A 13,259-nucleotide genomic window follows, 5' to 3' on the forward strand; every position below is an offset into this window, starting at 1 on the left:
CTCAAGCAAAGTTCTTCTGATAGAGCCCGAGCGGCTTCAGTTTCAGAGCCGGAATTACAACCCGCAAACGGTTCACAATTCGCAGCACGCTGACGCGCTAATCTATTGTTTTTATTGTGGTGATTTTGGGTAATTGGCGGAGGAGGTGGGATTCGAACCCACGGATGCTTGCACATCGCCGGTTTTCAAGACCGGTGCATTCGACCACTCTGCCACTCCTCCAAGAGCGCTGATGATGCGATCCGCAGAGCCTTAACCCCGTTGTTACGATTCTGAAACCCGCGAATTGCACTCTAAACGCCATCGACGTGCCGAATTTTGCCGGATTTCGCCACTGTGATCACGCGGGGCTTTCCTGTGTCCCGCTGAATGGCTAGACTGCGGGCAAGGCGCCGGGGGAGATGCCCGTAAAGGGGCATCCTCCGACACGTGCGCACAGACGAGCAGACCAGACAAACCACAGAACAGACATAAAATGCGTGCCACACGAAGACGCGCGCCAGAGGGGCAAGATCATGCGACAGACAGGGACCGGGCGACGCCTTGCGCTTTTCCTGACCACGACACTCGCGCTGAGCGCCTGTCAGGACGGGACATCCTTTCTCGACAGTTTCAAGAAAACGGACGACAGCACAGCTGCGGCAACCTCCACCTCGACTAAATTGATAGAACGCGACGTCGAAGCGCCGGATGTTTTCCAAGTCACAGATAACGGCCTCTGGGACGGACGCCCGTCTCTGGGCGGTGTTTGGGTGGCGCATTCCGATGTGACCGAGCCCGAGCGCGTGATCATCCGCAATGAAAGCAATGGTAAATTCGTCATCGGCGCGCTGTTCAAACGCGAAGTTACCGCCCCCGGCCAAGGGGTACAGGTGTCTTCCGACGCCGCCGAAGCACTTGGCATGCTGGCTGGATCGCCGACCAAACTGAATGTCACCGCGCTGCGCCGCGAAGAGGTGCCGCAAGAGCCCGAAACCGTCGCCGCCATCGCCCAGGCCGAAACTATCGATGCGGCACCGCTCGACGATCCGATTGCGGACGCCGCCGCTACGCTTGATGCGCTGCAAACGCCCGCTGCGGCGCCGAAGGCCAAACCGACGGCAGCTGCCGCTCCGACCGCAGCGAAGGCCGCCACGTCTGATCTGAGCAAACCCTTCCTGCAGATCGGTATTTTCTCGGTCGAAGCGAACGCCAAACGCACCGTGGATATGCTCGGGTCTCAGGGCATCGTCGCCATGACCAAGCCGGGCAATTCGAATGGCAAAGCCTTCTGGCGCGTTGTCGTCGGCCCGGCATCGTCTTCCGCCGAACGCAAAGCGCTTCTCGAAAAAGTGAAAAAGGCGGGGTTCACGGACGCCTATCCCGTCACGCATTAAGAGAGTGGCGACACCGCCCTCTCACTTCCTGATGAACGCCTGAAAAAGGACATTCTCGTTTCCATGCTGCGCCTTCTCGCACTCCGCCTCGCTTTTCTTTTGACCCTTCTGGGCTTTGCCCTGCCTGCCAGCGCGTTTGAAAGCGCGGCGCGGGCAGTTTGGGTCTATGACCTCACCACGGACACGGTCCTGATGGAACAAAACGCGCAAACGCCGCTGCCGCCTGCGTCCATGTCCAAGCTGATGACGGTCAACATGCTGTTCGAAGCGCTGCGCGATGGCCGGGTGACGTTGGACACGCGGTTTTCCGTTTCGACCCGCGCCAAGAACATGGGCGGCTCGACAATGTTCCTCAACGAGACCGACCGCCCGACGGTCGAAGAGCTCATTCAGGGCATTGTCGTGCTCTCCGGCAATGACGCCTGTGTGACCGTGGCGGAAGGGCTTGGCGGCACCGAAGACAATTTCGCACGGCTGATGAACGAACGCGCGAAAACACTCGGGCTTGAGAACTCGACCTTCGCCAACGCCTCCGGTTGGCCCAACCCCGGTCAGCGCATGTCGGTTGAGGATCTCGGCAAACTGGCCGTGCGTCTGATCACCGAATTCCCGGAATATTACGGCTATTTCGGCGAGCAGGAATTCCCGTTCGACAACCGCGCGCCGCAGAACCGGCACAACCGCAACCCGCTCCTGAAACTCGGGATCGGCGCGGACGGTCTGAAAACCGGTCACACCGAAGAAGCCGGCTATGGCATGGTCGGCTCCGCCAGCCAAGGCCCCCGCCGCATCGTCTTCGTGTTCTCCGGCATGAACACCTCCGCCGAGCGCGCCCAAGAGGGAGAGCGCATCGTCAACTGGGCCTTTCGCCAGTTCGCCGAGAAAACCGTAGCCGAAAAGGGCCATGAATTCGCCCGCGCGAAAGTCTGGATGGGCGAGCAGACCGAGGTCGGTCTCGTCGCCCCCGAAGACGTCTCCGTCCTGCTGCCGGGCTCGCAGCTTGAGGAGCTGAAAGGCGAGGTCGTTTACACCGGCCCGTTCGAGGCTCCGGTCACGCAAGGCGACACACTGGCCGAGCTGGTGATCCCCCGCGAAGACCTCCCGGATGCGCATATTCCGCTGGTCGCAGATCGCTCTATCGCACGCGGCGGCATCGCTCCACGGTTGCGCACGGCCTTTCTGGTGCTTAAGGACAAGTTGGAGGGACAAACGGGTCTGGCCGTGTCCGAGTAACCAACCCCTGACGGGAGCGCCATGTTCATCAGTTTCGAGGGCATCGACGGGTCCGGAAAGTCCACCCAAGCCCGGCTTCTGGCCGAAGCCCTGCGCACGGCTGGCATTGACGTGATCCACACACGCGAACCGGGCGGCTCTCCCGGCGCGGAGGAGATCCGTTCCCTCGTCTTGGAAGGCGACCCGGATCGCTGGTCGGCGGAAACCGAGATTTTGCTCTTTACCGCCGCCCGCCGGGACCATCTTGAAAAGACCATCCGCCCTGCCCTTGCCGCTGGCAAAGTGGTGATCTGTGATCGCTTCGCCGACAGCACGCGGGTGTTCCAAGGCGTGACCCGTGGCGATTTGCAGGACAAGGTGAACCGTCTGCACAATGAGATGATCGGCGTCGAACCCGACCTGACGTTGCTTTTCGATATGGACCCGCAGATCGGCCTCAGCCGTGCCAAGGGACGCCAAACCGCGGAGGAGAGGTTCGAGGATTTCGGGATCGAGTTTCAAGAGAAATGCCGCGCCGCCTTTCTCGATCTCGCCAATCAATTCCCCCGCTTCACCGTGATCGACGCTGCCCGCGAGATTGACGTGGTGGCCGATGAGGTCGCCGACTTCGTCAAAAGCCGGCTGGCCCAGGCCCGGCAGGCCTCATGAGCCCGCGCGCCAATCAGACATTGGGTGACATGGACATGGCACCGGAGGCCGATTGCGCCCCCGGCGCGCCGCACCCGCGCCAGACCGACAGATTGTTCGGCCAAAGCCATGCCGAGGACAACTTCCTCGAAGCCTTCAACTCTCACCGGATGCACCACGCCTGGCTGATCACCGGCCCGCGCGGTGTTGGCAAGGCGACCCTCGCGTGGCGCATTGCGCGTTTCCTTCTGGCGCAACCGGTCGAGGAAGACGGCGGGGGTCTCTTTGGCGACGCGCCCCCCGCCTCCGACAGTCTGGAGCTTGGGCATGAACACCCGGTCTATCGCCGTTCCGCGCAACTGGCCGAGCCGCGCCTTTGCCTCATTCGCCGCGAATGGGACGAGAAGAAATCGCGCTTCGGCACGGTGATCTCCGTCGATGAAGTGCGCAAGCTCAACAGCTTCTTTCATATGTCCGCGACCGATGGCGGCCGCCGCGTTGTCATCGTGGACAGCGCCGATGAGATGAACGTCTCTGCCGCCAACGCGCTTTTGAAGACCTTGGAGGAGCCGCCGAAGAACGCGTTTCTGCTTCTGGTCTCGCACCAGCCCTCCCGGCTTTTGCCGACCATCCGCTCGCGGTGTCGCGAATTGCGTCTCGGCCCGCTTTCCCCCGAAGATTTGGGCCGCGCCCTTGACGCGGCGGGTTCGGATGCGGCAGATCGCTCGGACGCGCTGGCGGAATTGTCTGCGGGCTCTGTCGGGGAGGCGTTGCGCTTGACCAATTTGGGCGGTTTGGAAGCTTATCATGAGATCGTGGAGCTGTTCTCCAGCCTGCCAAAGCTCGACCGTGGCCGGGCCTTGAAGCTGGCCGAGGCCTGCGTCGGCGCGGCCAATGTGGATCGTTATGAGCTCACGCTTGGCCTGATCGACCGCTTTCTGACACGGCTGGCCCGCACCGGTGCCGGTCGCCCGCCGATTGTCGAGGCCGCACCCGGCGAGGCCCAACTCATGATGCGCCTCTCGCCAGATGCCTATGCCGCACGCGACTGGGCGGTTCTGCAACAAGAATTGTCGGCCCGCGCACAGCATGCGCGAGCGGTCAACCTTGACCCTGCGGCGCTGATCCTTGATATGGTATTCAAGATCAACGACACGGCCAGCCGCATCGCGCGTTAACCGATGGGGGCCGGTCCAAGACAGAGCAGACCGAATATCCCATGAGCGCCCTCCCAAGCATCACCGACAGTCATTGCCACCTCGATTTCCCCGACTTCGCCGAGGAACTTCCTGAGGTTGTCGCCCGCGCCCAAGAGGCCGGGGTGCATCGCATGGTGACGATCTGCACCCGCCTGCGTCAGGTCGAGCAGGTGAAAGCGATCTCCGAACGGTTCGATCCGGTGTTCTGGGCGGCAGGCACGCACCCGATGTCGGCGCATGAGGAACCTATGGCCACGGTGGACGAGCTGGTCGCACTGGCCGCGCACCCGAAATTCGTCGGCATCGGCGAGACCGGGCTTGATTACCACTACACGGCGGAAAGCGCCGAAGTTCAGAAAGACAGCCTGCGCATTCACATCGAAGCCGCGCGAGAGACCCAGCTGCCGCTGATCATTCACGCCCGCGACGCCGATACGGATGCGATGGACATTCTGGGCAGTGAATACCGCAAAGGCGCATATCCCTGTGTGCTCCATTGCTTCACGGCGTCGAAAGAGTTTGCTTTGGCGGCGATGGACTGGGGCTTTTACATCTCGATGTCCGGCATCACGGCCTTCCCGCGTTCCGAGGATCTGCGCGAGATTTTCCGTGCCGTGCCGCGCGACCGCATTCTTGTCGAAACCGATAGCCCCTATCTCGCCCCGCCGCCGCATCGCGGCAAGCGCAATGAACCCGCCTATACCGCCAAAACCGCCCAGCGCGCGGCTGAGACGTTTGAGATGGGCTATCCCGAGTTCGCAGCGCTCACCGAGGCGAATTTCGAGCGTCTTTTCACGAAAGCCAAGCTATGAGCGCACGCTTTACCATATTGGGCTGCGGCTCCTCCGGCGGGGTGCCGCGGATCGGGAATATTTGGGGCGATTGCGATCCTGAGAACCCGAAGAACCGCCGTCTTCGCTGTTCGGCCCTGATCGAGCGTGATGGCCCCGATGGCACGACCACCGTGCTCATCGATACCGGCCCCGACATGCGCCAACAGCTTTTGAACGCGGGCGTCTCGCGCCTCGACGGTGTTGTCTTCACCCATTCCCATGCCGATCACATGCACGGGCTCGATGACCTGCGTCAAATCGTGTTCAACATGCGCGAGCGGGTCAAAGTCTATGCCGACAGCGAGACCGAGAATGATCTGATCGCCCGCTTCGGCTATGCCTTTGTGCAACCCGAGGGCTCGAACTATCCGCCCATTCTGGACCTGCACGCCATTCGCGGCCCGATCACGATCGATGGCCCCGGCGGCCCGGTGACCCTCACCCCCCTGCCCGTCAACCACGGGCAGATCGAGGCGAAAGGGTTCCGCATCGGCGATCTCGCCTATATCCCGGATGTGCTGCACATCCACGAAGACGCTTGGGCGCAGATGGAGGGGATCGATACATTCGTGATCGACGCTCTGCGCTACAAGCCACACCCGAGCCATGCACATTTGGAACTGGCGCTCGACTGGATCAAGCGCGCCGCGCCGAGACAGGCCGTTCTGACCAATATGCATATCGACATTGATTACGCGACCGTGGATGAGGAGACCCCGGATCACGTCACCCCCGCCTATGATGGGATGGTGATCGAGATCACAGGAGACCTCTGAGATGCAGGCACTGATCGAGGTTATTCTCCCGGTCTTTCTGGTTATCGGTTACGGCTATATCGCGCGCAGGCAAGGCTGGGTCAGCGATGATCTCGTCGATAGCGTGATGAAATTCGCCCAGAATTTCGCTGTACCACTGCTGCTCTTTTCCGGTATCGCCAAAATGGATTTGGGGGCGAATTTCCACCCTCCGATCCTGATTTCCTTCTACGCCGGCGCATTGTCTGGCGGTTTGTTTTGCTTTCTCGGCGCGCGCTATCTGTTTGATCGCGATCTGACGGATTCCGTGGCCATCGGCTTTATCGGCCTGTTCTCCAACTCTCTTCTCCTGGGCATCCCGATCACCGAACGCGCCTATGGAGAGGCGGCTTTGTCCGGGAACTTCGCGATTATCTCGATCCACTCTCCGATGCTCTACGGCATCGGTATCGCCGCGATGGAGATCGCCCGCACGCGTGGTCTCGGCCTCTCGGCTTTTGGTCTTATGCGGCAGATCGCGCGCTCCGTTTTGCGCAACCCTTTGATCCTTGGCATCACGGCGGGCTGGATCGTGAACCTCGCGCATATGCCGCTGCCGACACCCTTGTGGGACGCGATCACGCTCATGACCCGCGCGGCCATTCCGGCGGCTTTGTTTGGTCTTGGCGGGGTTCTGCTGCGCTATAAGCCCGAGGGGGACATGCGGATCATTGTCTGGGCCGTGTTCGCGTCGCTCGTGCTGCACCCGATGATCGCTTACGGGCTGGGTCACTACGTGTTCGGCCTCGAAATCGCCTCGCTGCGCTCCGCCACACTGACAGCGGCGATGGCGCCGGGGGTGAATGCCTATCTCTTTGCCAACATGTACGGGGTCGCAAAACGGGTCGCGGCCTCTTCCGTCCTGATCGGCACGGGGCTGTCGATCCTCTCGATCTGGTGCTGGCTTGCGATCCTGCCCTGACGCTGCGCGGGCAGGTCGGGTTTCACCACACGTTTCACCTCCCGCCCCTTGAGGTAAGGCAGGCAACTCGGACCATAGAGTCGCGCGACAAGATCACCTTGCCCCGACGTATGAAGAATGGCCTCAAGTGCGGGGAAGAGACCGAAGAGTTCGGCCTTTGCAGCCCGGTCAAACCCAGACAGGGCAAAGCGCCCCGGATAGAGGCTCTCTGATCGCATCCCGTTGGCGATCAGCGTTACGTGGCGTGGCAAAAGCAAATGGTGATAGATCACCTGTCCCGCCCCTCTCGCCTTGCCGGATGCACGCCGAATGCGCCCATCGCCGGACCGTTCGAGATGCAGAGCCCGCGCGAAAACCGCTCCCCCGAAGCCGCGCGGGTCAGACAGGACCAGACCATGCTGCGGCGACACCCAAAGATCGCCGCGATTGCCCAGAGTGCCGTCTCGGATGACAATCGGTAAAAGCTCCGGTCGTGCCTTGAGGATCGCACGGTCCAAACGCCGTTGACCGTGCCAGAGAATGGGTTGCGGTCCGGCCTCGAAGGTCGAAACCAGATCACCCCGTTGCAACGCCTCGACAGGGCGCTCTCCTGACGGGGTCATGATCCGGGTGCCGGAACAGAAACAGGGGATGCCCATGGCATATAGCTCCTCCCCTGTGTCCACCTGCGCAGGTGCGATGCCGGTCAGAACGATGCTCTCGCCATTGGGAAAACTCAAAAGCGCATTGCCCGAGCCGTCGTCCGACACGGACACGTCCCAGACCTTGATCGGATTGCCCTCCGCATCGGTGAGCGCCGAGACGTCGATCTGATCGTTGGTGGCCCCATCACTGTCGTCATCGCCCATGTCGAAATCGAGGATCGCGTCATGGCCGGAACCATCCTGAAAGACAAAGGTATCCTCGCCGGAGCCCCCCGTCAGTGCGTCGTCACCTGCGCCACCATCGATAATGTCATTGCCGCTGCCCCCGTCGAGAATATCGACACCATCGCCGCCAGAGAGCGTGTCATCCCCCTCCTCCCCGAACAGCGTATCATTGTCCGCGCCGCCGTAGAGCGCGTCGTCACCGCCGCCGCCCCAAAGCGTGTCATTGCCTGCTTCGCCGTAAAGCGTGTCATCGTAGAAAAATTCACTGCCGGACACATCATCGATGAGGTCATCTCCCGCGCCGCCATAGACGGTATCCCCCTCTGACTGGGTCGCCCCGCCGCTCCCATAATAGATCGTATCGTTGCCATCTCCGCCCTCGATCCAATCGCTGCCCCCGCCGGAGGAAATCGTGTCATCCCCCGCTCCGGCAATAATCTCGTCACTGTAGGCGCCCCCTTCGTAGGTCTGACCGAGATCCGGGTCATAGGAAGGCCAAGAGAAGATGGAATAGGAGGGATTGCCATCCGCTTCGGCAATGGCGGACACCTCATAGGTCACGCCGGGCACCAATTCCGGCGTGGACAAAAGCCCCACGACAGTTCCGTCCATTTCCACCGTATAGAGGGTGAAATCGTTTCCGTTGCCATCCGTTAGCGTGATCGCTTGCTCAAGATAGATGGGACCGGTCGCAACCTGCGTTCCATCAGATTCCGAAACTGTCGCGGTCTGGGTCAGATCATCCCCGAGCTCATCAAGGACATGATCCCCACCAAAGCCGCCTCCCACATCGAAGATGGAAAGCTCACGGTAATCCGTCGACGCATCGAAAGTTGCGTCCAGCCACAATCGATCCCCGACATAGACCGTATTCGTGCCGTTCGATGTCCCGAATGCCCCGGGGATATAGCTTCTGAGAAGATGAATTGTCATGGGTCCACGCAAATTTTCGCGACCAAAGCCGCCGTTACATGCCTGAAACCATAGGCTTAGCTTCCCTTCTAAATCATGAATCCAGAGTTCTTTGCCTTTTATTCATGAAAAACCGACACGGCCCCGATACAAGAGAGCCTCTGTTATGGCCGCACATGTCGAATTTCAGGCAAGTCGCCCTCAAGAACACAGACGTGTTAGCCCCACCCGCCCACATCACACATCTGACACCCTTTGGTCCAAGTTTTGCCACAATTGAAACCGAAGTGACGGAGTTAATGCGGCAGCAAGGTGGAGGGTTGCATGCGATTTGCAATTCGGGGCGAAGCCGTCCCCCTGAAATCGTTGCAATTTTCACGATCGCCACCGCTTTCATACGAAATCCCTAACCTCGACATAATGTCTCCCCAATCTCGCTTCATGGACGGGGATTAAAAGCAGCAGATAACAGTCTGCGTATGGAGTTAGATTATGCCTCGCAACCGCGGTGATCGTGACAATAACAACAACCAGCCACCGGGTTCTTCGACGGGCAACGGCGATGTCGAGGGCACATCATCTGACGATACGATCAACAGCTCTTACACAGATTCTGACGGCGACAGTATCTCGTCCGATGACGATACGATCTATGGCTACGCAGGTGACGACACCATCTACGGTGGTGACGGCGACGATTATATTGATGGCGGCGCCGGCGACGACACTCTCATCGGCGGCGATGGTGCAGACACGCTTGTCGGTGGCTCCGGGCAAGATACCGTCGATTATTCGGACTCTGATGAGGCCGTCTATGTTGACCTCTCGACCAACACCTTTTCGGGTGGAGACGCGGAAGGCGACAGCGCATCGGGCGTCGATGGCATCACCGGGTCGGACTACGATGATACTCTGATTGGATTCGACGGCGAATCCACCAGCGGCGACGACCAATACACCAACATCATCCACGGCGGTGGCGGCGACGACTATATCGACGGCAAAGCTGGCGCTGACTACCTCTATGGCGATTCCGGCGACGACACGATCTACGGTGGTGAAGGCGACGACTATATCGAAGGCGGCACCGGAACCGACACCATCTATGGCGAGGAAGGTGACGACACCATTTACGGTGGTGACGGCGATGACATCATCGATGGTGGTGACGGGGCCGACACGATCGATGGCGGCGATGGCGACGATACGATTTACCTTGGCAGCGGCGACACTGTCACCGGGGGCGACGGCAGCGACACGTTCATCATCGACGCCGATCAGCTTGATGGTGATCCTATTACGATTGTCGGCTCTGAAGACAGTGACGACAGCGACGAAGACGTGCTCGATCTCTCGCAGCTTGATGAAGACGACTACACCATCAGCTATGACGAAGACGATCCTGAAAGCGGCACTGTAACGCTCAGCGACGGGACGGTGATCACCTTCTCGAACATCGAAACCGTCATTTGTTTCGCGCAAGGTACACGGATCGCAACGCCCTATGGCCCGCGTCCCGTTGAAGACCTGCACCCCGGTGATCTGATCATCACCATGGACAATGGCATCCAGCCCCTGCGTTGGGTCGGTGCCCGGACGGTGCCCGCTATGGGACGTTTCGCCCCAATCGAAATCACCAAAGGTGCGCTCGGCAACGCTTCTGACCTGATCGTTTCGCCGCAACACCGGTTGCTGATCCGCGACTGGCGCTCTGAGATGCTGTTCGGCACCTCCGAAGTGTTCTCTGCGGCCAAACACCTGGTCAACGGGACGACCATCCGCGAACGCGCCGGCGGGGTCGTGACCTATTATCACCTGATGTTCGACCGTCACGAGGTGATCTTCGCCGAGGAAACCCCGACAGAAAGCTTCCATGTCTCCAACCTGTCCCTGACGGGTGTGGCCGATGCCGCGCGCGATGAACTGTTCGGGTTGTTCCCGGAGCTACGTGCCCTGCCCAACCAGCACGGCGACACCGCGCGCAAGTGCCTGAAGGCGCATGAAACCGAGATTTTGGTCGCCTGAGCTCGCGATAAAACGCATCAAAGCGTGAGCTGTGCATGCCGCGCAACTCCGCTTTGTGTGTAATTAGTTTGAATATCCAATCATTTTGATGCACATGCAATTCATGTCGCAGAATGAAACATCCCCCAAAGCCCTGTTCGGATTTCAGTTCGTCATGCTCTCACGGCGGTGGCGCAAGGAAATCCATAGCGAGATCGCCCGCGCCGGACTGACCGACGCCACATGGGCGCCCCTCGTCCACCTAGACGCGGGAGGCGATGGCATCAGCCAAACGGAACTCGCCGAACGCGTTGCGCTTGATACGTCCACACTGGTCCGCCTGCTCGATATCCTGTCCGAGCGCGGCTTGATCGAGCGGCAGGTGAACCCCGAAGATCGCCGCGCCCGGCTGATCGTCCTGACCCCAGAAGGGATCACCGAGGTGCAGCGCATCAAACGCCACCTCACCGCTCTTGAAACCGACCTTCTCGCCGATCTGACAGACGACGAGGTCAATACGGTTTTGTCTGCATTCACAAAGATTTCGGCCCGTCTTGAGGCCACACTGGAGCACAAAAACTCATGAACGCATGGATTGCCGCACAATTCACAGCGCGCGGGTTCGACACGGTCCGAATGGGCTTTGCCTTCCGCACTGCATTTGCCGCTTGTATCGCCTTTGTCCTTGCTTGGCTGATCGGGTTGGAACACCCGCAATGGTCCGCCATGACCGTTTGGGCCGCCTCCCAACCGACGCGGGGGCAGCTTTGGGAAAAAAGCCTGTTCCGTCTGCTTGGTTCGGTCAGCGGGACGATCATTGGCGTGCTGCTCGTTCTCGCAATGCAAATTCACCCAGCCCTGCTCGTCATCGGCCTCGCCCTCTGGGTCAGCGCCTGTACCTATATCGGCAATCTGCAGCGCGGGTTCGTGGCCTATGGCACGGTGCTCGCGGGGTATACCGCCGCGATGGTGTCTCTGCTGGACGCAGCCCATCCGGAAAATGTGCTTGGCCTTGGCGTCGATAGGCTTGCGACCGTGCTCACCGGCGTTGCTGTCGCCACCCTCATTGGCTCCCTCTTCGCCCCGGCTGCCGCCAGCGGCGAGTTACGCGAACGCGTGCGCCGTCTTCTCGCCGACATGCTGGCCAAAGCCGCGAGCGCCAGCCCCTCGGACCCGGAGAAGCGCGCGCTGTTGAACGAGCTTGCCGCCGTGGAAGAAGGCCTTGATCCCCACGCCGCCGGGTCGATCCGCTCGCGACAAACCATTCGCGCCACCCGCGCGCTTTTGATCGCCGCGACGCCCCTGCTGCTCTGGAAACATGGCCCGGCGCAGGCGCCTGACTTCCGCGCAGGTCTTGCCGGGGCGTCCAAAGCGCTCTCCGACGAAGATATTCCCGCCGCCCGCGCCGCCCTCTCCCATGCCGCCGGCACCGAAGGCCTCTCTCCGCGCCTGTCCGAGACGTTGCAAGCCGTGGAAGCCGCGCTTGGCGAGTGGCACGCGCAATCTCACCTGCGCCGCAGCCTGAGCGAGATTGCCCCGCCCGTGGTTCTGCACCGCGACTGGGTTGGCGCTCGTGAAGCGGCGCTTCGGGCTCTGGGCGCACTGCTGCTGTTCGGGGGGCTTTGGCTGATCACCGGATGGAGCGTCGGTCCCTTCATGCTCTTGGGCCTCTCCGTGATGATTTCCCTGTTTTCGACCTTCGAGAACCCGGCGCAGATGATGAAATTCGTATTCTACGGCCAAATCCTCGGCGTCACGGGGGCGCTGGTCCTGCGCTGGCTGGTCTGGCCGCTCGCAAACACAGAGCTTGAGATGATCCTGCTCACCCTGCCTCTCATCCTGATCGGACCGTTCTTTGTCGGCCACCGACGCACCGTGGCGATGAGTTTCGACTACAACATGGTCCTGATGCTGATGTCGCAACCTCACTGGCCTTTGATCGGCACCTTCGGCGCGTCTTTTGCCGCCGGTCTCGCCGTCATCGCCGCGCCGATTGCCGCGATGGGCGCCTATCTCACGGTCTATCCCGCCAACCTGAAACGCCGGATCGATACCGTCATGCAGGCGATGATCCACGACCTGCGCGATCTGGCCGCCGACCCGAAGGCGGTCCCTGCCCGCCCCCATTGGCAAGCGCGGCTCTATCACCGCACATTGCGTCTTGTGCGCCTGTCCGAGCGGTCCAAACGCGCGCGTCTGGCGGCATTGGATGCCGGGCTCGCGGTCTTGAACCTCGGCCATGCCGCGATGTGGTGCCACCGGATCATCACAGATCCGAACCAAAGCGCCGAAGACAGCAGTGCGGCACGGCAGGTCTTGAAGGAATTGGCGACAATGGGCCCCGATCCGCAAGAAGCCCGCGATGCGCTCGCGCTTCTAAGCCAACGCCCCGGCCCCGAGGCTGCGCTGTTCCGAGAGGCGGTGGATGGGCTCGATACGCTCAAGTCCGCACTTGCCCTCGCCTAAAGCGTTTCGACTTTAACTTGATCT

11 protein-coding genes and 1 tRNA gene are annotated in these 13,259 nt (G+C 60.8%); 10 read left to right on the plus strand and 2 right to left on the minus strand.

The annotated features are described in order from the left end of the window. Positions 1–134: 134 nt before the first annotated feature. Positions 135–222 (minus strand) — tRNA-Ser (locus ACYBHZ_RS13380). A gap of 293 nt (positions 223–515) precedes the next feature. Here ACYBHZ_RS13380 and ACYBHZ_RS13385 point away from each other — a divergent pair. The 7 genes from ACYBHZ_RS13385 (at position 516) to ACYBHZ_RS13415 (ending at position 6,984) form a co-directional block, all read left to right on the plus strand. Continuing rightward, the gene (locus tag ACYBHZ_RS13385) at positions 516–1,376 is read left to right on the plus strand and encodes an SPOR domain-containing protein (RefSeq protein ID WP_460274786.1); all 861 of its coding nucleotides are present in this window, start codon (positions 516–518) and stop codon (positions 1,374–1,376) included. A gap of 63 nt (positions 1,377–1,439) precedes the next feature. Next, a complete protein-coding gene (locus ACYBHZ_RS13390; protein WP_460274787.1) occupies positions 1,440–2,609 on the plus strand; it encodes a D-alanyl-D-alanine carboxypeptidase family protein in 1,170 nt (389 codons plus the stop codon). 21 nt (positions 2,610–2,630) lie between these two features. Then, positions 2,631–3,257, plus strand: coding sequence for a dTMP kinase (tmk, locus tag ACYBHZ_RS13395; protein ID WP_460274788.1), 627 nt, complete (start codon positions 2,631–2,633; stop codon positions 3,255–3,257). Continuing rightward, on the plus strand, positions 3,254–4,414 hold the full coding sequence (locus ACYBHZ_RS13400; protein WP_460274789.1) for a DNA polymerase III subunit delta': 1,161 nt from the start codon (positions 3,254–3,256) through the stop codon (positions 4,412–4,414). Before tmk ends, ACYBHZ_RS13400 begins: the two co-directional genes overlap by 4 nt. Before the next feature lie 41 nt (positions 4,415–4,455). Next, complete coding sequence (locus ACYBHZ_RS13405) at positions 4,456–5,247, plus strand: TatD family hydrolase (RefSeq protein ID WP_460274790.1); 792 nt, start codon at positions 4,456–4,458, stop codon at positions 5,245–5,247. Then, the gene (locus tag ACYBHZ_RS13410) at positions 5,244–6,044 is read left to right on the plus strand and encodes an MBL fold metallo-hydrolase (protein ID WP_460274791.1); all 801 of its coding nucleotides are present in this window, start codon (positions 5,244–5,246) and stop codon (positions 6,042–6,044) included. The genes ACYBHZ_RS13405 and ACYBHZ_RS13410 overlap by 4 nt, the downstream gene beginning before the upstream one ends. 1 nt (position 6,045) lies before the next feature. After that, the gene (locus tag ACYBHZ_RS13415; RefSeq protein WP_460274792.1) at positions 6,046–6,984 is read left to right on the plus strand and encodes an AEC family transporter; all 939 of its coding nucleotides are present in this window, start codon (positions 6,046–6,048) and stop codon (positions 6,982–6,984) included. Here ACYBHZ_RS13415 and ACYBHZ_RS13420 read toward each other — a convergent pair. Beyond that, positions 6,870–8,786 carry a Hint domain-containing protein gene (locus tag ACYBHZ_RS13420; protein WP_460274793.1) on the minus strand — a complete coding sequence of 639 codons (1,917 nt, stop codon included), beginning with the start codon at positions 8,784–8,786 and terminating at the stop codon, positions 6,870–6,872. The two genes, ACYBHZ_RS13415 and ACYBHZ_RS13420, sit on opposite strands and share 115 nt — an antisense overlap. A gap of 471 nt (positions 8,787–9,257) precedes the next feature. Between ACYBHZ_RS13420 and ACYBHZ_RS13425 the strand changes: the two genes are divergently transcribed. The 3 genes from ACYBHZ_RS13425 to ACYBHZ_RS13435 all read left to right on the plus strand — a co-directional run bounded on the left by ACYBHZ_RS13425 (position 9,258) and on the right by ACYBHZ_RS13435 (position 13,235). Next, positions 9,258–10,790: a Hint domain-containing protein gene (locus tag ACYBHZ_RS13425; protein WP_460274794.1), complete on the plus strand. Its 1,533-nt coding sequence runs from the start codon at positions 9,258–9,260 to the stop codon at positions 10,788–10,790. A 103-nt stretch (positions 10,791–10,893) separates the two neighbouring features. Further along, on the plus strand, positions 10,894–11,355 hold the full coding sequence (locus ACYBHZ_RS13430) for a MarR family winged helix-turn-helix transcriptional regulator (RefSeq protein WP_460274795.1): 462 nt from the start codon (positions 10,894–10,896) through the stop codon (positions 11,353–11,355). After that, positions 11,352–13,235: an FUSC family protein gene (locus ACYBHZ_RS13435; protein ID WP_460274796.1), complete on the plus strand. Its 1,884-nt coding sequence runs from the start codon at positions 11,352–11,354 to the stop codon at positions 13,233–13,235. Before ACYBHZ_RS13430 ends, ACYBHZ_RS13435 begins: the two co-directional genes overlap by 4 nt. Positions 13,236–13,259 lie beyond the last annotated feature (24 nt).

Source organism: Celeribacter sp. ULVN23_4, assembly GCF_054788345.1.

Bases quoted from the DNA above. Each gene is read 5' to 3' on its own strand.
- ACYBHZ_RS13390 (WP_460274787.1), top strand. From the start codon at position 1,440: ATGCTGCGCCTTCTCGCACTCCGCCTCGCTTTTCTTTTGACCCTTCTG.
- ACYBHZ_RS13400 (WP_460274789.1), top strand. From the start codon at position 3,254: ATGAGCCCGCGCGCCAATCAGACATTGGGTGACATGGACATGGCACCG.
- ACYBHZ_RS13410 (WP_460274791.1), top strand. From the start codon at position 5,244: ATGAGCGCACGCTTTACCATATTGGGCTGCGGCTCCTCCGGCGGGGTG.
- ACYBHZ_RS13420 (WP_460274793.1), bottom strand. From the start codon at position 8,786: ATGACAATTCATCTTCTCAGAAGCTATATCCCCGGGGCATTCGGGACA.
- ACYBHZ_RS13425 (WP_460274794.1), top strand. From the start codon at position 9,258: ATGCCTCGCAACCGCGGTGATCGTGACAATAACAACAACCAGCCACCG.
- ACYBHZ_RS13430 (WP_460274795.1), top strand. From the start codon at position 10,894: ATGTCGCAGAATGAAACATCCCCCAAAGCCCTGTTCGGATTTCAGTTC.
- ACYBHZ_RS13385 (WP_460274786.1), top strand. From the start codon at position 516: ATGCGACAGACAGGGACCGGGCGACGCCTTGCGCTTTTCCTGACCACG.
- tmk (WP_460274788.1), top strand. From the start codon at position 2,631: ATGTTCATCAGTTTCGAGGGCATCGACGGGTCCGGAAAGTCCACCCAA.
- ACYBHZ_RS13415 (WP_460274792.1), top strand. From the start codon at position 6,046: ATGCAGGCACTGATCGAGGTTATTCTCCCGGTCTTTCTGGTTATCGGT.
- ACYBHZ_RS13435 (WP_460274796.1), top strand. From the start codon at position 11,352: ATGAACGCATGGATTGCCGCACAATTCACAGCGCGCGGGTTCGACACG.
- ACYBHZ_RS13405 (WP_460274790.1), top strand. From the start codon at position 4,456: ATGAGCGCCCTCCCAAGCATCACCGACAGTCATTGCCACCTCGATTTC.